Source organism: Blattabacterium cuenoti (assembly GCF_014252035.1).
GTDB classification, from domain to species: domain Bacteria; phylum Bacteroidota; class Bacteroidia; order Flavobacteriales; family Blattabacteriaceae; genus Blattabacterium; species Blattabacterium cuenoti_Z.
This window is the reverse complement of sequence record NZ_CP059207.1, coordinates 464,412-488,630: the sequence shown is the minus strand read 5'-3', so window position 1 is coordinate 488,630 and position 24,219 is coordinate 464,412. Positions and strand designations below refer to the sequence as shown.

Annotated in this window: 21 protein-coding genes and 7 tRNA genes; 24 read left to right on the top strand and 4 right to left on the bottom strand. The window is 25.3% G+C overall.

The window, feature by feature from the left end:
* Nucleotides 1-138: 138 nt before the first annotated feature.
* The 9 genes from H0H49_RS02375 to rplS all read left to right on the top strand — a co-directional run bounded on the left by H0H49_RS02375 (nucleotide 139) and on the right by rplS (nucleotide 10,447).
* A complete protein-coding gene (locus H0H49_RS02375; RefSeq protein WP_185864360.1) occupies nucleotides 139-1,317 on the top strand; it encodes a cysteine desulfurase family protein in 1,179 nt (392 codons plus the stop codon).
* A 138-nt stretch (nucleotides 1,318-1,455) separates the two neighbouring features.
* Nucleotides 1,456-2,064, top strand: a complete 609-nt coding sequence (locus H0H49_RS02370) for a succinate dehydrogenase cytochrome b subunit (protein ID WP_185864359.1) — start codon at nucleotides 1,456-1,458, stop codon at nucleotides 2,062-2,064.
* A 9-nt stretch (nucleotides 2,065-2,073) separates the two neighbouring features.
* A complete protein-coding gene (locus H0H49_RS02365) occupies nucleotides 2,074-4,101 on the top strand; it encodes a fumarate reductase/succinate dehydrogenase flavoprotein subunit (RefSeq protein WP_185864358.1) in 2,028 nt (675 codons plus the stop codon).
* A 13-nt stretch (nucleotides 4,102-4,114) separates the two neighbouring features.
* Entirely contained in the window at nucleotides 4,115-4,870 is a 756-nt protein-coding gene (locus H0H49_RS02360; RefSeq protein WP_185864357.1) for a succinate dehydrogenase/fumarate reductase iron-sulfur subunit, read from the top strand.
* Nucleotides 4,871-4,883: 13 nt separating this feature from the next.
* A complete protein-coding gene (locus H0H49_RS02355; protein WP_185864356.1) occupies nucleotides 4,884-5,840 on the top strand; it encodes an acetyl-CoA carboxylase carboxyltransferase subunit alpha in 957 nt (318 codons plus the stop codon).
* A 20-nt stretch (nucleotides 5,841-5,860) separates the two neighbouring features.
* Entirely contained in the window at nucleotides 5,861-7,417 is a 1,557-nt protein-coding gene (gene dnaB / locus H0H49_RS02350; protein WP_185864355.1) for a replicative DNA helicase, read from the top strand.
* A 10-nt stretch (nucleotides 7,418-7,427) separates the two neighbouring features.
* A complete protein-coding gene (locus H0H49_RS02345; RefSeq protein WP_185864354.1) occupies nucleotides 7,428-8,669 on the top strand; it encodes an ABC transporter permease in 1,242 nt (413 codons plus the stop codon).
* Nucleotides 8,670-8,723: 54 nt separating this feature from the next.
* Nucleotides 8,724-10,109, top strand: a complete 1,386-nt coding sequence (glmM, locus tag H0H49_RS02340; RefSeq protein WP_185864353.1) for a phosphoglucosamine mutase — start codon at nucleotides 8,724-8,726, stop codon at nucleotides 10,107-10,109.
* On the top strand, nucleotides 10,103-10,447 hold the full coding sequence (rplS, locus tag H0H49_RS02335; protein ID WP_185864352.1) for a 50S ribosomal protein L19: 345 nt from the start codon (nucleotides 10,103-10,105) through the stop codon (nucleotides 10,445-10,447). The genes glmM and rplS overlap by 7 nt, the downstream gene beginning before the upstream one ends.
* 82 nt (nucleotides 10,448-10,529) lie before the next feature.
* Here rplS and H0H49_RS02330 read toward each other — a convergent pair whose 3' ends face one another.
* The gene (locus H0H49_RS02330) at nucleotides 10,530-10,829 is read right to left on the bottom strand and encodes a hypothetical protein (RefSeq protein ID WP_185864351.1); all 300 of its coding nucleotides are present in this window, start codon (nucleotides 10,827-10,829) and stop codon (nucleotides 10,530-10,532) included.
* A 209-nt stretch (nucleotides 10,830-11,038) separates the two neighbouring features.
* Between H0H49_RS02330 and guaB the strand changes: the two genes are divergently transcribed.
* Nucleotides 11,039-12,502, top strand: coding sequence for an IMP dehydrogenase (gene guaB / locus H0H49_RS02325; RefSeq protein WP_185864350.1), 1,464 nt, complete (start codon nucleotides 11,039-11,041; stop codon nucleotides 12,500-12,502).
* A gap of 9 nt (nucleotides 12,503-12,511) precedes the next feature.
* On the opposite strand, the gene H0H49_RS02320 is transcribed toward guaB, so the two are convergent.
* The 3 genes from H0H49_RS02320 to mutS all read right to left on the bottom strand — a co-directional run bounded on the left by H0H49_RS02320 (nucleotide 12,512) and on the right by mutS (nucleotide 15,247).
* Nucleotides 12,512-12,596: transfer RNA gene (locus H0H49_RS02320), tRNA-Leu, on the bottom strand.
* A 17-nt stretch (nucleotides 12,597-12,613) separates the two neighbouring features.
* Nucleotides 12,614-12,686, bottom strand: a tRNA-Gly gene (locus H0H49_RS02315).
* A 47-nt stretch (nucleotides 12,687-12,733) separates the two neighbouring features.
* The gene (mutS, locus tag H0H49_RS02310; RefSeq protein ID WP_185864349.1) at nucleotides 12,734-15,247 is read right to left on the bottom strand and encodes a DNA mismatch repair protein MutS; all 2,514 of its coding nucleotides are present in this window, start codon (nucleotides 15,245-15,247) and stop codon (nucleotides 12,734-12,736) included.
* Between the two features lie 105 nt (nucleotides 15,248-15,352).
* On the opposite strand from mutS, the gene ileS reads away from it, so the two are divergent.
* The 14 genes from ileS (at nucleotide 15,353) to rplL (ending at nucleotide 24,215) form a co-directional block, all read left to right on the top strand.
* On the top strand, nucleotides 15,353-18,808 hold the full coding sequence (gene ileS, locus H0H49_RS02305) for an isoleucine--tRNA ligase (RefSeq protein ID WP_317168694.1): 3,456 nt from the start codon (nucleotides 15,353-15,355) through the stop codon (nucleotides 18,806-18,808).
* A 109-nt stretch (nucleotides 18,809-18,917) separates the two neighbouring features.
* Nucleotides 18,918-19,562, top strand: a complete 645-nt coding sequence (locus H0H49_RS02300) for a lipoprotein signal peptidase (RefSeq protein WP_185864348.1) — start codon at nucleotides 18,918-18,920, stop codon at nucleotides 19,560-19,562.
* 109 nt (nucleotides 19,563-19,671) lie between these two features.
* A tRNA-Thr gene (locus H0H49_RS02295) sits at nucleotides 19,672-19,745 on the top strand.
* Nucleotides 19,746-19,755: 10 nt separating this feature from the next.
* Nucleotides 19,756-19,839, top strand: a tRNA-Tyr gene (locus tag H0H49_RS02290).
* 8 nt (nucleotides 19,840-19,847) lie between these two features.
* Nucleotides 19,848-19,920, top strand: a tRNA-Gly gene (locus H0H49_RS02285).
* Nucleotides 19,921-19,946: 26 nt separating this feature from the next.
* Nucleotides 19,947-20,018, top strand: a tRNA-Thr gene (locus H0H49_RS02280).
* Nucleotides 20,019-20,069: 51 nt separating this feature from the next.
* Nucleotides 20,070-21,257, top strand: a complete 1,188-nt coding sequence (gene tuf / locus H0H49_RS02275; RefSeq protein ID WP_185864347.1) for an elongation factor Tu — start codon at nucleotides 20,070-20,072, stop codon at nucleotides 21,255-21,257.
* Between the two features lie 12 nt (nucleotides 21,258-21,269).
* Nucleotides 21,270-21,343, top strand: a tRNA-Trp gene (locus H0H49_RS02270).
* Nucleotides 21,344-21,363: 20 nt separating this feature from the next.
* Nucleotides 21,364-21,567 (top strand): preprotein translocase subunit SecE, encoded by a 204-nt coding sequence (secE, locus tag H0H49_RS03110; RefSeq protein WP_185864346.1) that lies wholly within the window; start codon nucleotides 21,364-21,366, stop codon nucleotides 21,565-21,567.
* Nucleotides 21,567-22,118, top strand: coding sequence for a transcription termination/antitermination protein NusG (gene nusG / locus H0H49_RS02260; RefSeq protein ID WP_185864345.1), 552 nt, complete (start codon nucleotides 21,567-21,569; stop codon nucleotides 22,116-22,118). The genes secE and nusG overlap by 1 nt, the downstream gene beginning before the upstream one ends.
* 5 nt (nucleotides 22,119-22,123) lie before the next feature.
* The gene (rplK, locus tag H0H49_RS02255; RefSeq protein WP_185864344.1) at nucleotides 22,124-22,549 is read left to right on the top strand and encodes a 50S ribosomal protein L11; all 426 of its coding nucleotides are present in this window, start codon (nucleotides 22,124-22,126) and stop codon (nucleotides 22,547-22,549) included.
* Between the two features lie 3 nt (nucleotides 22,550-22,552).
* A complete protein-coding gene (gene rplA, locus H0H49_RS02250) occupies nucleotides 22,553-23,251 on the top strand; it encodes a 50S ribosomal protein L1 (protein ID WP_185864343.1) in 699 nt (232 codons plus the stop codon).
* A 7-nt stretch (nucleotides 23,252-23,258) separates the two neighbouring features.
* Nucleotides 23,259-23,804: a 50S ribosomal protein L10 gene (gene rplJ / locus H0H49_RS02245; RefSeq protein ID WP_185864342.1), complete on the top strand. Its 546-nt coding sequence runs from the start codon at nucleotides 23,259-23,261 to the stop codon at nucleotides 23,802-23,804.
* 30 nt (nucleotides 23,805-23,834) lie between these two features.
* Entirely contained in the window at nucleotides 23,835-24,215 is a 381-nt protein-coding gene (gene rplL / locus H0H49_RS02240) for a 50S ribosomal protein L7/L12 (protein ID WP_185864341.1), read from the top strand.
* The last annotated feature ends 4 nt before the right edge of the window (nucleotides 24,216-24,219 follow it).

The following is a 24,219-nucleotide window of genomic DNA, read 5'->3' as shown; positions in this document are numbered from 1 at the left end:
TTATGTTATAAAGACTTCTATCAAAGAAAGATAAATAATAATAAATATATAAAATTAAAGGGTAGTTATAGTATTAAATAACAGAATTTGAATAGATTATATATTTGTAATAAATTATTTTATTTATTTTCAAATTCAATGGTACGATCTTATTTAGATAATGCAGCTACAACTCCAGTAAGGAGTGAAGTAATAAAAGTTATGGTAAATACATTAAAGTATTCATTTGGTAATCCTTCATCAACACATCATAGTTATGGTAGACAAGCACGTTCTATAATAGAGGAATCTAGAATAAGTATAGCAAAAAATATTAATGCTAAACCTTCAGAAATAGTTTTTACTTCAGGTGGTACAGAAGCTAACAATATTATACTCAGATCTTCTGTATTAGATTTAAAAATAAAACACATTCTGACTTCTCCATTAGAACATTCTTCTGTTTTACAAACAGTATTGTACTTATCTTATAAGTTTAAAATAAAAGTCAATTACATTCGATTAAAAGAAAAAGGAGAAATAGATTTTAATAATATGGAAGAATTACTGAAAAAAAATTCTTCTTTAAAAACACTTGTAAGTTTAATGTATGTTAATAATGAAATTGGTAATTTGTTAAATGTAGAAAATGTTTTTTTTTTATGTAAAAAATATAACGCATATTTTCATTCAGATACAATTCAATTTATTGGAAATTTTCCTATTGATATGAAAAAAAGTGGGTTTGATTTTGCTACTGCTAGCGCTCATAAATTTTATGGACCAAAAGGAGTAGGTTTTTTTTTTGCAAGAAAAAAAATTATTAAAAATATGAAACCTTTCATTACTGGTGGATTACAGGAACATGGTTTACGTTCTGGTACAGAAAATGTTCATGGAATAATAGGTCTTTCAAAAGCTTTAAAATTAGCATCTTGTAATTTTGAAAATCATTTTAATAAAATGAAGAAGTTAAAATCATATTGCATTTCAGAATTAGAGAAAATAATCCCAAACATTATTTTTAATGGATTATCTTCTTCTTTTGAAAGAAGTGCTCCAACTATACTAAATTTTTTATATCCAACAAAAAAAGATCATTTGTTATATTTTCATTTAGATTTGATGGGAGTTTCTGTTTCCAGAGGAAGTTCTTGTGACAGTAGTAATATTAAAAATATTTCTCATGTTATTCAGTCTATTACAAATGAATACTTATTAAAAAAAATGATGCCAATAAGAATATCTTTTGGAGTTTTTAATGAAAAAAAAGATATAGATTTACTTATAGAAGCTTTACATAATATCAATAAAGTAAAAAACTTTTCTAAAAATTAATTATCTTTGATAGTAAATATCAAGAAATATTTCCATAATATTTTGGTGGAGATTATTAGTTTATTTTTTTATTTTATTCAATATTTTTAAATTTTGGGAAATAACTGTAGTTTTTTTCAATTATCTGTTGGGAAAAAAATGGTAATGGCCATTACTGGTATATTTCTTATGATATTTTTATCCTTGCATTTAAGTATTAATTTATTTCTTTTTATAGGAGAGAAAGAATTTAATAATGCTGTTCATTTTATGAGAAATAATATTCTAATTCATATTTTAGAATATGTGCTAGCTATTGGTTTTATTACTCATATTTTACTTGGAATTTTATTACATTTTAAAAATAGTAATGCGAAAGGAGAGATAAATTATATTATAAGTACTTATGTAACTTCGTCATTTAGTAGCAGAACCATGATATATAGTGGTATTTTAGTTTTATGTTTCATTGTATTACATTTGATGAATTTTATGATTCCTATGAAATATAATCGTAATATAATTTCTGATTATAACATAGTTGTTACTTTATTTAAAAATCCAATATATACATTTGTATATGTTTTATCTTTTTTTATTCTTGGGATTCATTTGCATCATGGATTTCAGTCTTCTTTTCAATCATTAGGATTATCTAATAAAAAAAGAATTATTTGGATAAAGAGATTCGGTTTTCTTTATTTTTGGATCATTTGTTCTGGATTTTCTATTATTGCTATATGGTTTTTTTTCAATAGTAGAAATTAATTTTTTAAAATGAAATATAATTTAGAATTAAATAATAAAGTTCCAAAAGGGGAAATACATGAAAAATGGAATAATCATAAATCAACTTTAAAACTTATATCACCTAATAATAGATCTTATTTTAGTATTATTGTTGTAGGATCTGGTCTTGCTGGAGCTTCTGCTGCAGCTTCTTTATCAGAATTAGGCTATAAAGTAAAAATTTTCTGTTATCAAGATTCACCTAGAAGAGCACATTCCGTAGCAGCGCAAGGTGGTATTAATGCTTCTAAAAATTATAAATGTGATAATGATTCTGTATATCAGCTTTTTTACGATACAATAAAAGGAGGAGACTATAGATCTAGAGAAGCTAATGTTTATCGTCTATCTGAAATTTCTTCTAATATTATTGATCAATGTGTAGCTCAGGGAGTTCCATTTGCCAGAGATTATGCAGGATATTTAGAGACAAGATCTTTTGGAGGTACAAAAGTTTCTAGAACATTTTATGCTAAAGGACAAACTGGACAACAATTGTTGTTGGGTTGTTATTCAGCACTGTGTAGACAAATTGGAAAAGGAAGAATCAAAATGTATAATCGTCACGAAATGTTGGATTTGGTTTTAATAAATGGTATTGCTAGAGGAATTATAGCTAGAGATTTAGTTTCGGGAAAATTAGAAAGACATAGTGCACATTCCGTAGTAATAGCCTCAGGTGGATATGGTAATGTTTTTTTTCTATCTACTAATGCTATGGGATCCAACGCTAGTGCTATATGGAAAGTTCATAGAAAAGGTGCATTATTTTCTAATCCTTGTTATACACAAATACATCCTACATGTATACCGATACATGGAGAATATCAATCTAAATTAACATTAATGTCCGAATCGTTAAGAAATGATGGTAGAATATGGGTACCAAAAAAATTGGAAGATGCAAAGATGATCCGTGATTCTGTTAAAAAACCAGAGGATATAAATGAAAACGAAAGAGATTATTATTTGGAAAGACGTTATCCTTCGTTTGGGAACCTTGTCCCAAGAGATGTAGCATCTAGAGCAGCAAAGGAACGATGTGATAGAGGATTTGGAATAGAAAATAATGAAAATAAAGAAGGAGTATTTTTGGATTTTTCTTATTCTATAGAAAAATATGGAGAAGAAAAAGCAAATGAATTGGGTATAAAAAATCCTTCTATAGAAAAGAAAAAACAATTAGGAAAAAAAGTAATAGAATCTAAATATGGAAATTTGTTTCATATGTATGAAAAAATAACTGAAGAAAATCCTTATGAAACTCCTATGAAAATTTATCCAGCGGTTCATTATACAATGGGGGGGTTATGGGTAGACTATAATTTAATGTCATCGATTCCTGGATGTTTTGTAATAGGAGAAGCAAATTTTTCTGATCATGGATCGAACAGACTAGGTGCTTCTGCTCTCATGCAGGGATTAGCAGATGGATATTTTATACTACCATATACTATGGCAGATTATTTATCTAAGTATGTAACATCATCTAAAAAAAAGGATTTAACCACATATCATATGGAATTTGATAAATCAGAGTACCATATAAAAAATGTAATAAATAGAATAATTAAAAATAATGGTAAAAAATCTGTAGATTTTTTTCATAAGAAGCTTGGACATATAATGTGGAAATATGTTGGAATGAGTAGAAATCATGCAGGATTATTAAAAGCAATAAATGACATACAAAAATTACGTGATTATTTTTGGAATGATGTTTTTGTTCCAAAAAACGTTGCATTAAACTCAGAGTTAGAAAAAGCTATACGTGTTGCTGATTTTCTAGAATTAGGAGAATTAATGGCCATGGATGCTTTACATAGAAAAGAATCTTGTGGAAGTCATTTTAGAGAAGAATATCAAACAAAAGAAGGTGAAGCCGTTCGTGATGATGTTTATTATAAACATGTTTCTGCATGGAAATATAATACAGATAATATCAGTAATGAAATTATGTATAAAGAAAATTTAGATTTTCGTTTTGCGAAACTAGAATCCCGTTCTTACAAATAATAATATAAATTTTATGAAAGAACTTATGAGTTTCAAATTAAAAATTTGGAGACAAAAAAATAACCATGATAAAGGATATTTTCAAACTTATATAGTTAATAATATCTCTCCAAACAGTTCCTTCTTGGAAATGTTGGATGTTTTGAACAACCAAATTCTTTTTGAAAAAGAAGAAACTATATCATTTGATCATGACTGTAGAGAGGGAATTTGTGGGACGTGTTCTCTTTACATAAATGGTAGGGCACATGGTCCAGATAATTTAGTTACTACTTGCCAATTGTATATGCGTAATTTTTGTAATGGAGAAACTATATATGTTGAACCTTGGAGAGCAAGATCATTTCCTATTATTAAAGATCTTATTGTCGATCGGTCTTCTTTTGATAGAATTATTATGTCTGGAGGTTTTATATCTGTAGATACATTTGGAAAAACAATTGACGGAAATATAATTCCTATTCCAAAAGAAAAAGCAGATAAAGCATTTGATGCAGCTACTTGCATTGGTTGTGGAGCATGTGTAGCAGCATGTAAGAATAGATCTGCAATGTTATTTGTTTCAGCAAAAATATCGCAATTTTCATTATTACCTCAAGGAGCAATAGAAAGAAAAAAAAGAGTATTAAATATGATTAATAAAATGGACGAAGAAGGGTTTGGAAGTTGTTCAAACACTAAAGCATGTGAAATAGAGTGTCCAAAAGGAATATCTACAGAATATATTTCTTTTGTTAACAAAGAATATATTAGTAGTTCATTTACATAATTTTTTTATTTATATGGAGTATTTAGATTTTGAAAAGCCGATACAAGAAATTCAAGACCAATATTTAAATTGTATTCTTATAGAAAAAAAAAGTGGAGTTGATATGAAAGATGTTTGTGATAAATTACAATTTAAGTTGGAAGAAACTATTAAAAAGATACATAGTAATTTAACTCCTTGGCAAAGAATACAATTGTCTAGACATCCGAATAGACCTTATACTTTAGATTATATTCAATCAATAACAAAAAAAAATTCTTTTATAGAATTACATGGAGATAGAAATTTTGGAGATGATAAAGCAATTGTTGGAGGTTTTGGAAAAATAGATGATGTTACTTTTATGTTCATAGGAACTCAAAAAGGTAGAAATACTAAGGATAGACAATATAGAAGATTTGGTATGCCTAATCCAGAAGGATATAGAAAAGCGTTACGTTTAATGAAATTAGCGGAGAAATTTAAAAAACCTGTTGTAACTTTTGTTGATACGCCAGGTGCATTTCCTGGAATAGAAGCAGAAGAAAGGGGACAAGGAGAAGCTATTGGTAGAAATATTTATGAAATGATGTGTTTAAAAGTACCTATTATTGTTTTAATAATAGGAGAAGGAGCTAGTGGAGGAGCTTTAGGTATTGGAATAGGAGATATGGTTTCTATGATGGAAAATTCTTGGTTTTCTGTTATATCTCCTGAGAGCTGTTCTACGATACTTTGGGGAAATTGGGATAAAAAAGAAAAATCTGCGGAAGCATTAAAACTAACTGCGGAAGATATGTATAAATTAAATCTTATAGATGATATTATTAAAGAACCATTAGGAGGAGCTCATTTTTATCCGGAAAAAACTTATAAAGTTATAAAAAAACAAATTATAAAATATTATAATAAATTATCAAAAATTGATATTGTTTCTCTCATCAGAGAAAGAAAAAATAAGTATATTTCTATAGGTTTTTTTGATGAATAAAATATTTAAAATTCCACTTTATGGATTATCATATCAAGGAAGGAGGTTATTTTAATTACTTAAATTTTTCAAAAAAAGCAAATATTCCTCCTCAATCTTTAGATTTAGAACAAGCTGTTATAGGTGCTATGATGATAGATAAAAAAGGTTTGGATGAAGTCATTGATATTCTTTATCCTGAAGTTTTTTATCAAAAAAAACACCAAGACATATTTAGTGTCATTCAAAAACTATATCATAGTTCTGAACCTATAGATTTATATACAGTTTCAAATGAACTTAGAAAGTTAGAAAAATTAGATTCAGTGGGAGGAGAAGTTTATTTAATAGAATTGACTCAAAAAGTTATTTCATCTGCTCATATAGAATATCATAGTCGCATTATTTTACAAAAATTTATTTTAAGAAAATTAATAAGTATATCTTCAAACATCATCAAAAAATGTTATGAAAGTACAACAGATGTTTTTGATCTTTTAGATCAAGCAGAATCTAATCTTTTCGATATTAGTAAAAAATATCTAATCACAAAAAAATATGAAGATACTCAATCTCTAATAAAAAAAGCTATAGATAAAATAAAAAAAACTGCAATAGATGGATTAAGTGGAATTCCTTCTGGTTTTAAAAAAATGGATTATATAACTTCTGGTTGGCAAAATTCTGATTTAATTATTCTAGCATCTAGACCTGGTATGGGAAAAACTACTTTTATGTTATCTATGGTTAGAAATATTGTTGTAAAAAAGAAAATTCCTGTTTTAATTTTTTCATTAGAGATGTCTTCTATTCAATTAATAACAAGATTAATTTCGTCAGAAACAGGTCTTTCTTCAAATCAGATAAGAAGAGCTTCTTTATCTGATTCAGATTGGAAATCTTTAAATCAAAAAACAAAAAATTTAATGAATGCTCCACTATTCATAGATGATACTCCTTCTTTATCTGTATTTAACTTACGAACAAAATGTCGTAGATTAATATCTCAACATAATGTTAAATTAGTATTGATAGATTATATGCAATTAATGGCTATAAATAATAACAATGGATTTAGATTTCAAAATAGAGAACAAGAAATATCAGTAATATCTCGGAATTTAAAATCCATTGCTAAAGAATTAGATATACCTATAATAGCTTTATCACAATTATCAAGAGCTGTTGAAACAAGAGGAGGTAATAAACGACCACTATTGTCCGATTTACGAGAATCAGGAGCTATAGAGCAAGATGCTGATATTGTATTATTTATTTATAGACCTGAATATTATGGTTTTAAAACATGGGATACAGATGAGGGAAATGATTATTGTGCAGGTCAAGCAGAAATTATAATAGCTAAACATAGAAATGGAGTATTAGATAAATTCCGTTTAAAATTTATTAGTGATCAATCTAAATTTGCAAATTTAGAGGAAACGAAAAAACCTTTATTAGCTTGGGAGGAAGATTATAAAAAAAATATACTGGATAAAGAAGATAATAGTCTTATCGAAGATAATGACACTAATCATGATGGTAATTATGAAAATAATAATTCTTTAGATGAAGATTATTTGAAAATAGAAAAATAATAAAAAAATATTGAATTTTGAATGGGTTTTTTCTAGAAAAACAGTTTGTAAAAGTAGCAATAAAACTTTTCAAACAATAATTTTTGTAACACAAATAACAATATTTATTAGTTTATTGATAACAATTTTTACTTTTTCCATAGGATTTGGATTTAAAAATATTATACGAGATAAATTATTAAATATTAAAGGGCAAATTACTGTAGTAAATAAAATTTCAAAAAAAAAGTTTCCTATTAATATTTGTGAAAAAAGTAATTCTTTATTGAAAGAATTTTTTTTGTATGATTATGATCATGTAAAAAAAAAAATAAAGAATGTTTATCCATTTGCTGAAAATGATATAATCATTGGAAAAGATCATCTTTCGGAAAGATTTATATTTAAAGGTGTATATGAAGATTATAATCCTATTTTTTTTCACTATTTCTTAATTGGTAAAATTAAGAATAACTTATTATCTGATAATAACATTATTTTATCTAGTAAAAATTCTTTATTATTAGGATTAAATATTGGATCAAATGTAAAAATTAATTTTATTTTTTTCCATAAAAAATTATCTGCTCCTATCATTGTTTCTAAAATTTTTAGAGTAAATGGATTATACGAAACAGGTATTTCAGAATTTGATGATTTATATATTATTGGAAATATAAAATATATACAATCTATTTATGGATGGAAGAAAGGATTTTCAGAAGGTTGTGAAATATTCATGTCTGATTTTTTTCAATCAGATATTATTATGAAAAAAGAATCCAGCAATTTTTTATTAAAATATACTAATTATCAATGTTATAATAGTTTTATTACATGGATAAACGTATTTAGTACTAATATTAATATAATTGTTTTTATTATTCTTATAACTTTAATCATCAATATGATCACGTTTTTTTTAATACTTCTTTTGGAAAGAAGAAAAACTATAGGAATTTTAAAAACTATAGGATCAAAAAACAAAATCATATATAACATATTTATATTTTATATAATACGATTATTCGTTTTTCCATTAATTTTAGGTGATATAATTAGTATTTCTTTATTAAAAATACAAAAGATATTCCATATTTTATCATTAAATAAAACACAATATTTTATTGATTACGTTCCTGTAGACTTGAACTTTTTTCATATTATTATGATTAATTTGTCTATTATTTTTATTTGCTTTTTTACGGTTATTTTTATTTTTTTGTTTTTTATTAATAAAATTTATCCAAAAAGAGTATTAAATTTTGAATAGTATTCAGAAATTTATTTTTGTATTTTTGTTAATAAAAATTGGTAAATTTTTATTTTGATACTTATAAAATCTTCATCTGGAATTAGAGGAACATTAGGTGGAAGAAATGGATATAGTTTTTCGCCTATTGATATCATAGAATTATCTTATGCATACATTTCTTGGATTAAAAAAAAATATAAAAAGCATAAAAAATATGTCATTGTTTTAGGAAGAGATGGTCGTATTACTTCTACATTTTTTCAAGAATTACTGTCTATCAGTTTAATCAATTTAGGAATTAATGTTATTTACATTGGATTATCTACGACTCCTACTGTTGGTATTTCCATTATTAATGAAAAGGCTGATGGTGGAATAATGTTAACTGCTAGTCATAATCCAAAGAATTGGAATGGTTTAAAAATGTTTAATCATAATGGAGAATTTTTATCAGAAAACGATTATAAAATGTTATTTAATATTGTAAATAAAAAACGTTTTCATTTCGTATCTTATAAAAGAATAGGAAATATTTTTCAAAAAAAAAATTGTATAAAAAAACACGTAGATAAAATTATTTCATTGCCAATTATAGATAAAAATATTATTAAAAAATCAAGATTTAAAATAGTAGTAGATGGAATAAATTCTGCTGGAGGTATAGCTGTTCCTCTTCTTTTAAAAAATTTAGGAGTTTCTGTAATAGAAATGTATTGCAATCCTAATGGGGATTTTGTTCATAAACCTGAACCTATTAAAAAAAATTTAATAGAAATATGTAAAAAAGTTCCTAAATATAAAGCAGACATGGGTATATCTGTAGATCCTGATGTAGATCGAGTAGTATTTATCTGTGAAAATGGAAATTTTTTTGGAGAAGAATATACAATAGTTTCTATTGCAGATTTCATACTAAAAAATAAAATTGGACCTGTAGTTTCTACACTATCTTCTTCGCAAGCTTTAAAAGACTTATCTGAAAAAATAGGAGCACCTTATTATTCAACACCTGTTGGTGAAGTACACGTTGTAAAAAAAATGAAAGAAGTTAATGCTATTATAGGTGGAGAAGGAAATGGAGGAGTTATTTATCCAAACCTTCGTTATGGAAGAGATGCATTAGTTGGAATAGCATTATTTTTAACTCATATTGCTAAACTAAATAAAATTCCATTATCTATTTTAAAAAAGAAATACTCCAAGTATTATATATCTAAAAGAAAAATAAAATTTTCTTATGATAATAAAATTTTATTAAGCAAAATAAAAAAAAAGTATAAAGGAAATAAAATGGATTTTAAAGATGGAATTAAAATTTATTTATTAAATAATGAATGGATTCATATAAGAAAATCTAATACAGAAAATGTTGTTAGAATACATACAGAAAGTACTTCAAGAAAAAAATCTGAGTTTTTAGTAAAAAAAATATTAAAAGATATCGATAAAATATGTTAAAAAATACGATAAAATATATAGAAGATAAATATTATGTTAAAAATGATTTTCCATTATTTAATTCTGGAGATACAATAACTGTTTTTTTTGAAATTAAAGAAGGAGAAAAAAAGAGAATACAATCTTTTAAAGGAGTAGTTATTAAAAAACAAGGTATAGGACTGACGAAAAATTTCACCATAAGAAAAACAAGCCTAGGAATAGGAGTAGAGCGAATATTTATTATCAGTCAGCCAAACATAAAAAAAATAGAAATAAATAAAAAAGGAAAAGTAAGAAGATCTAGGATATATTATTTTAGAAAACTAAAAGGAAAAAAAGCGAAAATAAAAAGTTGAAAAGAAAGAGAGTAATCAATAACTCTCTTTTTCTTCTTCTCTTATTTCTTCTATTATTACTTATTTATTAACTGGTACTATTTTACTTTTTTTCGTTATCTTCAACTTTATCTTTTCCTTTTTCTACAGAAGAAGACTCTTCACTACTTTTTGATGATGGTTCTTCATTAGAATTTGTAGTAGGGTTATTTGTTGTTGCAGAGTTAGAATCTGTTTGATCATTGTTATTATTATTGTTGTTATTATTAGCTGCTTTATCTTCTTCTGTTGTATTATTATTAGAAGAAGTATTATCGTTTTTATTTTTATTGTTACAACTTACAGAAAATAAAAACATTACTAAAAGTAATGTAGTAACAGCAATTCTTAGTTTTTTCATCATAGTCGATAAATATTTCAGTTATTACATATTCTGGGCAAATTTATATAAAAATTTGGAATGAAAAAATATATCATTGTCTCTATTTTTTTTTTTGTAAAAAAAATATACTTGGATTATTTATTTTTCAGTTTGAAAATAAGATAATTACAAACTATCATAATTATATTAAAATTATAGAATAAAATTTTATCTTTCTAATAAAAAAAATTATGTCTTTAAATAAAAAGATTTTAAAGGAAGCTTTAACCTTTGATGACGTTTTATTAGTTCCATCTTATTCAGAAATTCTACCATCAGAAGTTTCTTTGAAAACTTATTTAACATTTGATATTGCACTGAATATTCCCATATTAAGCGCAGCTATGGATACAGTAACTGAGTCTTCTCTAGCAATTTCTATTGCTAGAGAAGGTGGTATGGGAATTATTCATAAAAATATGAATATAAAAAATCAATCAGAAGAAGTTTATAAAGTAAAAAGAAGTGAAAGTGGAATGATAGATGAACCTATTACTCTTTTTATAAATTCTACTCTAAGAGATGCACAATTACTTATGAAGAAATATAAAATATCAGGTTTTCCTGTAATTAGTGAAAATCATGTATTAGTAGGAATAATAACTAGAAGAGACATAAAATACCGTACAGACTTAGACACTTTAGTAAAAGATGTCATGACAAAAGAAAAATTAATTACTTCTAATAAAGATATAACTTTAGAAAAAGCAAAAAATATTCTTTTGAAGGAAAGAATAGAAAAACTACCTATTGTAGATAACAATAACATATTAATAGGATTAATTACAATTAGAGATATTGATAATTTAATTAAACATCCTAATGCATGTAAAGATTATAGAGGAAAATTAAGGGTTGGAGCAGCTGTAGGTATAGACCATACTACTTTAAAAAGAGTAGATTCTTTGATTAAAGTGGGAGTAGATATTATAGCTATAGATTCAGCTCATGGTCATTCATTAAAGGTGTTAAATGTAATAAAATCAATTAGACATTCTTTTCCAAAAATTCCATTGATTACAGGAAATGTAGTAACAGAAAAAGGAGCAAAAGATCTTATAAATGCTGGATCTACTGTTTTAAAGGTTGGAATAGGTTCTGGTTCTATTTGCACGACTAGAGTTATATCTGGTGTAGGAATGCCGCAAATAACTGCAATAAATGATGTATGTGAATATGCTAAAAAGAGAAATGTCAGTGTGATTTCTGATGGAGGGATCAGATATTCTGGAGATGTAGTAAAAGCAATTGCATCTGGAGCATGTTGTGTAATGATTGGAAGTTTGTTTGCTGGAACAGATGAGTCTCCAGGAGAAGAAGTTCTTTTTCATGGAAGAAAATTTAAAACTTATGTAGGAATGGGATCTTTAATAGCTATGAAAAGAGGAAGTAAAGATCGTTATTTTCAATTTAACGAAAAATCTGTTCCAGAAGGAATAGAAGCTATGGTTCCTTACAAAGGAAGAATAAAAGATGTGATTTATCAAATTTGTGGAGGAATACGTTCTGGAATGGGATATTGTGGAGTATCTAATATCATGGATTTAATGAAAAATGCAAAATTTGTTAGAATAACAAATTCAGGGTTGAGAGAAAATCATCCACATAGTGTCAATATCACAAAAGAAACACCCAATTATTATAGTAATAAATAATAAAAAAAATACCCGGGACGGGATTTGAACCCGTACGATCAAAATGATCACAGGATTTTAAGTCCTGTGTGTCTACCTATTCCACCACCCGGGTTAAAAAAATAAAAAACAAGCGAGAAACGGGATTCGAACCCGCGACCCCAACCTTGGCAAGGTTGTACTCTACCAACTGAGCTATTCTCGCAAAAATATATAAAACTAAACACTTTTATAAAATAAAGAATAATATATTCATTTATTTTTTAATAAATTTTTGATTTTTTTTATTAAATCATCTTGATATGTTTTAATTTTTTCTATCTCTTTTAAATAAAAATAAAGTTTTTCTTTTTTTTTTTTTTCATTTATATTTTTTTTTAGTAAGGTTTTTGCTCTACAAATCACTTTTTTTGGCATACCGGATATTTTTGCTACATAAATTCCAAAACTATGTTCACTTATACCAGGAACTAGTTTTCTCATAAAAACAATATTATCATTGATTTTTTTAACGAGAACATGTAAATTTTTGATTCTTTGGAAAGAGATATTCATATTATTTAATTCATGATAATGAGTAGCAAACATAGTAATAGGACGTAAATGATGATTATGTAAAAATTCAATAACAGATTTTGCTATTGAAACTCCATCATACGTACTCGTACCTCTTCCTATTTCGTCTAAAATTAAAAAACTTCTTTCAGATAAATTATTTAATATATTGGCAGTTTCATTCATTTCTACCATGAATGTAGATTCTCCTAAAGAAATATTATCAGAAGCTCCAACTCTGCTAAATATTTTATCTATTAATCCTATTTTTGCTTCTTTTGCAGGAATAAAACACCCTACATGTGCCATAAGTATAATAATAGCTGTTTGACGTAAAACAGCAGATTTACCAGACATATTAGGTCCTGTTATAATTAAAATTTGCTGATTCTTTTTATTTAAAAGAATATCATTAGGAATATAATACGATTTAGATTGAAATTTTTTTTCAATAACTGGATGTCTTCCACTTTTTATATATAACTCTGTGGAGTTATTCATTGTTGGTTTGACATAATTATTTTCTAATGAAATAGTTGAAAATGAAAATAAAACATCAATTTTTGCTATAATTTTTGAGTTTTTTTGTAAAATTTTTATATTTTTTAGAATTTGATTTATTAATTCAAAAAATATTTCTTTTTCTAGCAAAAATATTTTTGATTCAATATTAAAAATTTTTGATTCAAAATTTTTTAATTTTTCTGTTATATATCTTTCTGAATTAGATAATGTTTGTTTTTGAATCCAATAAGACGGAATATTACATTTTTTTGTATTTTTTTTTATTTCAAAAAAATATCCAAATATATTATTATAACCTATTTTAATATTTGATATTTGCGTTTGCAATTTTTCGTGTAAAAGAAGTTGATCTAAATACTCTTTTTGTGAAAAATATAACATTCGCATTTCATCTAATTCTTTGGAAACTCCTTTAACGATAACATTCGCTTTTCCTTTCTCTATTTGATTTGGAGGATCTTTTTCAATAGTTTTAGTTATTTTATTAGATATAAAATCACAATTTTCAATAGAATTTCCAATACTTATAAATATATTTGATTTTTGTATTAAAAAAATTTTTTTTATTTCAGTAATAATTTCTAAAGATTTATGTAACATAAATAATTCACGAGGAGTTATTTTTCCAATAGCTATTTTAGAAACTACTCTTTCTATATCTTGAATGTATTTCAGTTTTTTCTTTATAAAAATTCGTATTTCATCATTACAGCATATCTCTTGTACTATTTGATGCCGTTTCTCTATATGATCTATATCTATTAAAGGAAAAGAAATCCAGTTTTTTAATAATCTACCACCCATTGGGGTAATAGTTTTATCCATGATTTCAACTAAAGAAATTCCATCATTGTTAATGGAATTAAATATCTCTAAACTACGGAAAGTAAAATGATCAATCCACATATATCCTTCTTTTTTTATTTTTTTTATACTGGATATATGTTGTATTTTTACATGATGTGTATTATGTAAATATGATAATATAACACCTGAAGCAATAATACCCAATTTTAAATTTTCTATTCCAAATCCTTTTAAAGAATTTGTTTTAAAATGTGATGTTAATTTTTCATAAGCAAATGAATAATCAAATATCCAATCTTCTATCAAGAAAGTATAATATTTATTTTTTATTAGTTTATCGAAAAAATTTTTTTTATTTTTTTGAAATAAAACTTCACTAGGATTGAAATGTGTTAAATATTGCAATATTTTATTTTTATCATCTTCTACTATGAAAAATTCTCCTGTAGAAATATCTAAAAAACTCAATCCTAAATAATTTTTTTCTATATGAATAGAAGCTAAAAAATTGTTTGATTTTATTTTTAAAAAATTATCATTTATGGCTAAACCTGGAGTTACTAGTTCTGTCACCCCTCTTTTAACGAGGGTACCTACTTTTTTTGGCTCTTCTAATTGATCACAAATAGCAACACGTAATCCATATTGGATTAATTTTGGTAGATAAGAATCTATAGAATGACATGGAAATCCAGCTAAATAAATATTGGATCTTTTAGTTAGTACAATACTTAATACTTCTGAACACTTTATTGCATCTTCACCAAAAATTTCATAGAAATCTCCTACTTGAAATAGTAGTATTGTATCTGGATATTTACTTTTTATATCATTATATTGCTTGATTAACGGTGTTTCTTTTTCTTCTTTTTTTCTCATTTGAAAATATTTTTTCTTTATTCATAATAAAAAATGAAATTTTTTGATTAAAATAGAGGATTTTTATTTATTAAATTAAAATTGAATCATTCATAAATAAAATTAATGTTTATAGAATATAAAAAGTTGGACCTTAATCAGGTAACTAAAGAGATATTTCAATATTGGAAAAATCATGATATTTTAAAAAAAAGTTTTCAATGTACTACGAATTCCTATAAAAAAAAATATATCCTATATGAAGGACCCCCATCTTTAAATGGGAACCCCGGAGTTCATCATGTAGTTTCTAGAATTATAAAGGATATTTTTTGTAGATATTATACTCTAAAAGGAAACAAAGTTTTTAGAAAATCTGGGTGGGATGCTCATGGTTTACCCATAGAATTAAATGTAGAAAAATATATGAAAATTGAAAAAAATGATATAGGTAAAAAAATTTCTATAAAAAAATATAATTCTATTTGTAAAAAATTTGTTCATAATGCATTGAAAAAATGGATTCTTTTCACTAAAAAAATAGGGTATTGGATAGATTTAAAATCACCTTATATAACTTATAATACAAAATACATAGAAAGTGTATGGTGGTTAATTAAAAAACTATATGATAATAAATTTATTTATAAAGATTACGATATTCAACCTTATTCTCCCGCTGCTAATACAGGTTTAAGCTATCATGAATTAAATATGCCGGGATGTTATAAAAAAGTAGAACAAATTTCTCCTTTTGTTAAATTTAAAGTTATAAAAGATTATTTATCAAATAAATTGAAAAGAAATATATTTGGTAATGATGATGTATTTTTTATATCATGGACTACTTCACCTTGGACTTTACCTTCAAATACAGCTTTAGCTATTGGAAAAAATATTGATTATGTTTTAGTTGAAATTTACAGTATTTATAATATTGAAAATTTTTCTTACAAAAAAGAAATCATAATCTTTTCATCTAAACTAATTGACTATGTTTTACCCAAAGAAAAATATTATCAAATATTTGATAAAAATGAATTTTATTCTATAAACTTAAAGAGATGTAAAAATAAAATTCCATATTATATAATATATCAATTCAAAGGAATTGATTTAATGTATAGCAAATATGAACAACTATTGCCTTGGTTCAAACCTTATTATAAAAAAGAAAATGCTTTTCAAGTCATAGATGGATCTTTTGTAAATACAAAAGAAGGATCTGGAATTGTTCATATATCTCCTACATTTGGATCGGAAGATTTTATAATAGCTAAAAAATATGATATTCCTCCAATTTTAGTTTTGAATAAAGAAGGTATTCCTATTCCTTTAGTAGATATGCAAGGAAAATATATTAGTAGTTTTCCTCATGGATTTGGAGGAAAATATATCAAAAGTGATTTTACAACATCCAATGTTGATAAATTTTTAGTAGATAAGGAAATAATTTCTTTTTTAGAAAAAAAAAATAAAATATTAAGAGTAGAAAAATATTTTCATTTTTATCCACATTGTTGGAGAACAGATAAACCTATTATTTACTACCCTTTAAATTCATGGTTTATAAAAACTACAAAGGTTAAAAATAAAATGATTTCTTTAAATGAAAAAATAAACTGGTATCCTAATTTTATTGGTAAAAAACGTTTTTCTTCTTGGTTAGAAAACACAAAAAATTGGAATTTTTCTCGTTCTAGATATTGGGGAACTCCACTCCCTATTTGGAGAACAAAAAAAGGAGATGAAGAAATAGTAATAGGTTCAATTAAAGAATTAATTTTGGAGATTAAAAAATCTATTAAATATGGTTTTATGTCTCATAATATATTTGATAATTTCGTAATTGACGATATGAGTGATACTAATTATAGTAATATAGATTTACATAAACATATTTTAGATGAAGTAATATTAGTTTCTTCTCAAGGAGAACCTATGAATAGAGAACCAGATTTAGTGGATGTTTGGTTCGATTCTGGAGCTATGCCATATGCTCAATTACATTATCCTTTTGAAAATAAAGATAATATTGATAAAAATTTTCTATTTCCTGCTGATTTCATTGCAGAAGGAGTCGATCAAACAAGAGGGTGGTTTTTTACTTTACATACAATTAGCAGTATTTTATTCAATTCTATAGCATATAAAAATGTAATATCTATTGGGTTAGTATTAGATAAAAATGGACAAAAAATGTCTAAAAGTAAAGGAAATACTATTAATCCTTTTGAATTAATAGATAAATATGGCCCTGATGCTATACGTTGGTACATTATATTTAATTCAGAACCTTGGGATAATTTGAAGTTTAATGTAGATGGAATTAATGTTATAATTAATAAATTTTTTGGAACATTATATAATATATATGCTTTTTTTGCATTATATGCTAATATTGATGGATTTTCTTATAAAGAAAAAGAATTATCTACAGATAATTATACAGAATTAGATTTATGGATTATTTCCGAATTAAATTCTCTTATTGAAAAATCAGATAAATATTATATTAATTATAATCCTACTAAAGTAGTTCGTGTAATATCGTCTTTTGTTTTAGATAAGTTAAGCAATTGGTATGTAAGATTATGTCGTAGAAGATTTTGGAAAGATAAATACACTGTTAATAAAATTGTTGCATATCAAATACTTTATAAATGTTTAATTAATGTAGCAAAACTAATTTCTCCAATAGCTCCGTTTTTTTCTGAAAAATTATATTTAGATCTAAATTCAGTTACAAAAAAGGAATTTTTTGAAAGTATTCATTTTACTAATTTTCCCATTGTTGATAAACATTTAATCAACAAAAAATTAGAAGATAAAATGACTTTTGTTCAGAAAATAACAACAATGGTTTTTTCTGTAAGGAAAAAAAATAAAATAAAAATACGTCAACCTTTAAAAAAATTAATGATTATTACAGATAAAAAAATGGTTGATCAATTGAAAAAATTGGAAAATCTCCTGATCAATGAAACAAATGTAAAAGAAATAAAATTTACAAATTCTTATTCTAATTTAGAATTAGTAAAACATATTAAACCTAATTATAAGTCTATTGGGTCTAAATTTAGAGAAAAAACCAAAGAAATATCTGAAATAATAGAAAAATTTGACCAAAAAATTATTAAAGAAATAGAGAGAAAAAAAAAGTATATCTTTCACAATAAAGGTGAAAAAATATCCATTTTTTTAGATGATGTAAAAATTACGACAGAATTTGTAAAAGGTTGGGATATTTTATCTGATAATCAATTAACAATAGCATTAGATTTACGTATTACAAATTCCCTTTGGGAAGAAGGATTTATTAGGGAATTTATTCGAAATATTCAAATTTTAAGAAAACAAAATAATTGTAATGTTATTGAAAAAATATTTATATATATAATAAATGCTAATAAAAATATACAATTTGTCATAGAAAAATATAAAAATTTTATTTGTCAAGAAACACTTGCTTTAGATATAAAAAAAGATCATCAAGAGAAAAAAAATGGATACGAAATAAATTTTGAAAAAAAATATAGGTTATATGTGATAATTCGTAAAGTAAAAGAAGAAACTATATAAAAATAAAACATATGTCAGTAGTAGGAAATAAATATGAAAATAATGTTTTTCATTGTTTTACATGTTATAATATTGAATATTAGAAAATAACAACAATAAATTTTATTTTTTGAAAAAAATATTTTTTATTACTTTTCCTATTTTATTAATAGACCAATTTTTAAAAATTTATATCAAAACTCATTTTAGATTGGGAGACGGTTTTTGTATATCTCCCTTTTTCTGCATTATATTGATTGAAAACCCAGGAATGGCTTATGGAATTCATATTGCTCCTGGATACTTTGGAAAAGTTTTATTAAGTTTTTTTCGATTTTTTTTAATTTCTTTCATATTATTTTTTATTTATAAAAATGTAAAAAATAAATCTTCTAATTATTTAGTTATTCCAATGATGTTTATTTTTTCAGGAGCTATAGGAAATTTTTTAGATAGTGCATTATATGGTTTTTTATTTAATACAGGAACAACTTATAGTAAAGAATGTAAAAATTGGATTCCTTATTCTGGAATATCAAAAATTAATTTCGATAGTATTAATAATGGTTATGCTTCTTTTATGGAAGGATGTGTAGTAGATATATTTCATCTTCCTATAATAGATATTTTTTTTCCTAATTACATTCCGTTTTTTGGAGGTAAAAATTTTCAATTTTTTAAACCTGTTTTTAATGTATCTGATATGGTTATATTTATAGGAGTTGTTTTATTGTTATTCTTTAGAAAAAGAATTCAAAATATAAAATTTTTGTGATATTTATTATTTTTTTAATTATAAAAATCTCTATAGATTTGTATCCGTCTGATTTTCATCGTTACGAAATATTATTTTTTTAATCAACGAAAATTAAACAAATTTTATTGCCGGTGTAGCTCAGTTGGTTAGAGCACGTGATTTGTAATCTCGGGGTCGTGGGTTCGAATCCCTCCGCCGGCTCCTTTATGGGGGGGAGATACTCAAGTTTGGTTAACGAGGACAGACTGTAAATCTGTTGGCTATGCCTTCGCAGGTTCGAATCCTGCTCTCCCCATTTTTTTTGCGGAAGTAGCTCAGTTGGTAGAGCTTCAGCCTTCCAAGTTGAATGTCGCGGGTTCGAATCCCGTCTTCCGCTCTATTATACGAGTGAATAAAAATAGTGCCAATGTAGCTCAGTGGAAGAGTACTTCCTTGGTAAGGAAGAGGTCACGGGTTCAATTCCCGCCATTGGCTTTTTTCTATAAAAAAATTTAGAAACTAATTAATTATTATTAATTTATTATCATGGCAAAAGAAAAATTTAAAAGAAATAAACCACATTTAAATATAGGAACTACTGGTCACGTAGATCATGGAAAAACAACACTTACTGCTGCAATAACAAAAGTATTATCAGAGGTAGGTTTAGCAGAAGAAAAAAGTTTTGATGCCATAGATAATGCTCCAGAAGAAAAAGCTAGAGGTATTACGATTAATACATCTCATGTAGAATATGAAACTGTAAAAAGACATTATGCTCATGTTGATTGTCCTGGACATGCCGATTATATTAAAAATATGATAACTGGCGCTGCGCAAATGGATGGAGCAATATTAGTTGTTGCTGCTACAGACGGCCCTATGCCTCAAACTAGAGAACATATATTATTAGCACGTCAAGTAGGAGTTCCTAAAATTGTAGTTTTTATGAATAAAGTAGATCAAGTAGATGATATAGAATTATTAGAATTAGTAGAAATGGAAATTAGAGAACTTCTTACAAAATATGAATATGACGGAGAAAATATTCCTGTTATACAAGGATCTGCATTAGGAGCTCTTAATGGTGAAAAAAAGTGGATTGAAAAAATTAAAGATCTTATGAATATATTAGACGAATATATTCCAGAACCTGTACGTGAAATAGATAAACCATTTTTAATGCCAGTGGAAGATGTTTTTACTATAACTGGTAGAGGTACTGTGGCTACAGGTCGTATAGAAAGTGGAATTGTTAATACAGGAGATTTAGTAGATATTATAGGAATGGGAAATAATAAATTAACTTCTACAGTAACAGGAGTTGAGATGTTTAGAAAAATATTAGACAAAGGACAAGCAGGAGATAATGTTGGACTTTTATTACGTGGTATAGAAAAAAAAGATATTAGAAGAGGAATGGTTATAGGAAAACCAGGTTCTATAAGTCCACATAAAAAATTTAAAGCAGAAGTTTATGTTCTTACAAAAGAAGAAGGTGGTAGACATACTCCTTTTCATAATAAATATCGTCCTCAATTTTATTTGAGAACAACAGATGTTACAGGAGAAGTCCATCTTCCAGATGGAGTAGAAATGGTAATGCCGGGTGATAATGTGTCAATGGAAGTTGATTTACATCAACCTGTTGCATTAAGTGAAAATTTACGTTTTGCTATTCGTGAAGGTGGAAAAACAGTTGGAGCTGGACAAGTAACTCATATTATCATATAAATAATTTATTTTACGGATGTAGCTTAGTTTGGTAGAGCATCGGTCTCCAAAACCGAAGGTCGTAAGTTCGATTCTTACCATCCGTGCAAATATACTTTTAGGATTTATGATAAATAATAGAATTTATAGTTTTTTTACAGAAATTTATAAAGAATTTTTTTATTATATAACTTGGCCAAAATGGAAAAATTTGAAAACGTCAACTATAATTGTTACTTTTTTTTCTATATTTTTCTCCATATTTTTATATGGGGTAGATGGTTTTTTAATTTTTATAATTAAAAAATTATTTTCTATAAAAATTGGATAATGAATGATTTAGAAAAAAAATGGTATGTTATTAAAACCATTAGTGGACAAGAAAATAAAGTAAAATCATATATTGAAAATGAAGTTAGAGATAATGGATTTCAAAAATATATAGGTAAAATATTAGTTCCTATTGAAAAAGTAATACAAATGAGAAAAGGAAAAAAAGTCCATAGAGAAAAAGTTCATTATCCTGGATATGTTATGGTAGAAGCTAATTTAGATGGAGAAGCAGTTCATGCAATTAAAAACGTACCTGGAGTTATTAACTTTTTGAGTGAAGGGAAAGGAAATTCTGCCGTTCCTATTCCAATGAGAAAAGATGAGGTCAATAAAATGTTAGGCACTATAGATAAATTATACGAAAGTTATGATATAAATATTCCTTTTGTTGTAGGAGAAACAATAAAAGTCATTGATGGACCTTTCAGTGGATTTAATGGAACAATTGAAAAAATTAATGAGGAAAAAAGAAAATTAGAATTAGCAGTTTTAATTTTTGGAAGGAAGACTCCTTTAGAATTGAATTTTACTCAAATAGAAAAAATTTGAATTTTATGAAAAAAGTAATAAAAAAAATAAAAATTCAAAATATAAATGGAGGAAAGGCAACTCCTGCACCTCCAATAGGTCCTATTTTAGGAAGTGTTGGAGTGAATATTATGGAATTTTGTAAACAATATAATTTTCGTACTAAAGAAAAACAAGGAAAAATATGTCCTGTTTTAATTACAGTATATGAAGATAAATCTTTTTCTTTTGTAATAAAAAAACCGCCAGTATCGATACAATTATTATCTTTTTTAAAAAAAGAGAAAGGATCGAAAGAATCTAATAGACAAAAAATTGGAAAAATTAGTTTAGATGAAATAAAAAAAATAGCAGAAGAAAAAATGGAAGATTTAAATTGTTTTTCAATAGAATCTGCTATATCCATGATATCTGGTACAGCAAGATCTATGGGAATTGAAGTGATAGATTGATATATGTCAAAAAAATTAACTAAAAATAAAAAAAAATATAGAGATAAAATTTCTCATAATAAGAAATATTCTTTAGAAAAAGCTATAGAAATCATTAAAAAAACAAATTTTGTTAAATTTAATGCTTCTGTAGATATTGCTATTTGTCTTGGAATAGATCCTCGTTTACCAGATCAAATGGTTAGAGGATCAATAAAACTTCCTAATGGAATAGGAAAAAATACTATTGTATTAGCTTTAGTTGATCAAGAAAGAGAATTAGAAGCTAAAGAATCTGGAGCAGATTATGTTGGATTAGATTATATTGAAAAAATAAAATCTGGATGGACTGATAATATTGATGTAATAGTTGCTACTCCTTCAGTTATGAATAAATTAAGTATTCTTGGAAAGATACTAGGACCAAAAGGATTAATGCCTAATCCTAAAATGGATACTGTTTCAACAGATATAAAAAAATCTATAGAGGAATTTAAATATGGAAAAGTATTTTTTAAATCTGATCGTTATGGTATTATTCATTCTTCGGTAGGAAGAATATCTTTTTCAAATCAACATTTATTAGAAAATATAAAGGAATTTATGAGAAAAATTATTCAAAGTAAGCCATCATCTTCTAAAGGTTCATATATAAAAAATGTATGTTTATCATCTACAATGGGTAGTGGTAGCGTATCACTAGATATAAAAAACTTTGATTAAAAAATCAATGAGTAAAAAAAATAATAATAAAGAAGTAAAAAAAAAAGAATTATCAAAATTGATTTCATTATTGAATGATAATAATAATGATACAATATATCTAGTTGATATATCTAATTTAAATTCTAATCAAATATCTACTATCAGAAAAAATTTTCATAAAGAAAATATCAAAATGAAAGTAGTAAAAAATACTCTTTTAAAAAAAGCTTTGGAAAAAAATAATAAATTAAATACATTTATCTCTGTATTAAATGGAAATACTACTGTTTTATATTCAAATCCAAGTAAAGGAAACATTATTTCTAGAATAATAAAGAATTTTCATATTGAAGAAAAATCAGAAAAACCGTACATGAAATGTGCTTATTTTCAAGATTCTTTTTATTTTGGCAATAAAGATTTGGATTTATTAATTAATATTAAATCCAAAGAAGAAATCATTATAGAAATTATAAATATACTTCAATTTCCAATGAAGAATGTGATTTTATCTTTAAATTCATTGAAGGATAACATATATAATATTTTGGAAATTTTGATGAAAAAATAGATAATAATTAAAAAAATAATTAATAATAAAATGATAGAAAAATTAGCAGAACAATTAGTTAATCTAACAGTAAAACAAGTTACTGATTTAGCTAATATTCTAAAAAAAAAATATGGTATAGAGCCATCTGGTTTATCATTATTAAGCCCAGGTGATAATAATTCTAAAAATGTAGAAAAAAAATCAGAAAAAGAGGAAAAAAGTATATTCAATATTATTTTAAAATCTACTGGAAATTCTAAACTATCTGTAGTAAAACTAGTAAAAGAAGTAACTGGAAAAGGACTTAAAGAGTCTAAAGATTTAGTAGATAATGTACCTAGTGTTATAAAAGAATCTGTAAATAAGAAAGATGCAGAAGATTTCAAAAATAAATTTGAACAAATAGGAGCAGAAATTGAATTGAAATAAAAAT

What these genes read in the sequence shown, in the direction of transcription:
- rplJ (WP_185864342.1), top strand. Translation starts at nt 23,259, where the DNA reads ATGAGTAAAAAAAATAATAATAAAGAAGTAAAAAAAAAAGAATTATCA.
- H0H49_RS02330 (WP_185864351.1), bottom strand. Translation starts at nt 10,829, where the DNA reads ATGATGAAAAAACTAAGAATTGCTGTTACTACATTACTTTTAGTAATG.
- mutS (WP_185864349.1), bottom strand. Translation starts at nt 15,247, where the DNA reads ATGAGAAAAAAAGAAGAAAAAGAAACACCGTTAATCAAGCAATATAAT.
- H0H49_RS02360 (WP_185864357.1), top strand. Translation starts at nt 4,115, where the DNA reads ATGAAAGAACTTATGAGTTTCAAATTAAAAATTTGGAGACAAAAAAAT.
- guaB (WP_185864350.1), top strand. Translation starts at nt 11,039, where the DNA reads ATGTCTTTAAATAAAAAGATTTTAAAGGAAGCTTTAACCTTTGATGAC.
- nusG (WP_185864345.1), top strand. Translation starts at nt 21,567, where the DNA reads ATGAATGATTTAGAAAAAAAATGGTATGTTATTAAAACCATTAGTGGA.
- rplA (WP_185864343.1), top strand. Translation starts at nt 22,553, where the DNA reads ATGTCAAAAAAATTAACTAAAAATAAAAAAAAATATAGAGATAAAATT.
- rplL (WP_185864341.1), top strand. Translation starts at nt 23,835, where the DNA reads ATGATAGAAAAATTAGCAGAACAATTAGTTAATCTAACAGTAAAACAA.
- dnaB (WP_185864355.1), top strand. Translation starts at nt 5,861, where the DNA reads ATGGATTATCATATCAAGGAAGGAGGTTATTTTAATTACTTAAATTTT.
- H0H49_RS02370 (WP_185864359.1), top strand. Translation starts at nt 1,456, where the DNA reads ATGGTAATGGCCATTACTGGTATATTTCTTATGATATTTTTATCCTTG.
- ileS (WP_317168694.1), top strand. Translation starts at nt 15,353, where the DNA reads ATGTTTATAGAATATAAAAAGTTGGACCTTAATCAGGTAACTAAAGAG.
- tuf (WP_185864347.1), top strand. Translation starts at nt 20,070, where the DNA reads ATGGCAAAAGAAAAATTTAAAAGAAATAAACCACATTTAAATATAGGA.
- rplS (WP_185864352.1), top strand. Translation starts at nt 10,103, where the DNA reads ATGTTAAAAAATACGATAAAATATATAGAAGATAAATATTATGTTAAA.
- H0H49_RS02375 (WP_185864360.1), top strand. Translation starts at nt 139, where the DNA reads ATGGTACGATCTTATTTAGATAATGCAGCTACAACTCCAGTAAGGAGT.
- secE (WP_185864346.1), top strand. Translation starts at nt 21,364, where the DNA reads ATGATAAATAATAGAATTTATAGTTTTTTTACAGAAATTTATAAAGAA.
- H0H49_RS02355 (WP_185864356.1), top strand. Translation starts at nt 4,884, where the DNA reads ATGGAGTATTTAGATTTTGAAAAGCCGATACAAGAAATTCAAGACCAA.
- H0H49_RS02365 (WP_185864358.1), top strand. Translation starts at nt 2,074, where the DNA reads ATGAAATATAATTTAGAATTAAATAATAAAGTTCCAAAAGGGGAAATA.
- rplK (WP_185864344.1), top strand. Translation starts at nt 22,124, where the DNA reads ATGAAAAAAGTAATAAAAAAAATAAAAATTCAAAATATAAATGGAGGA.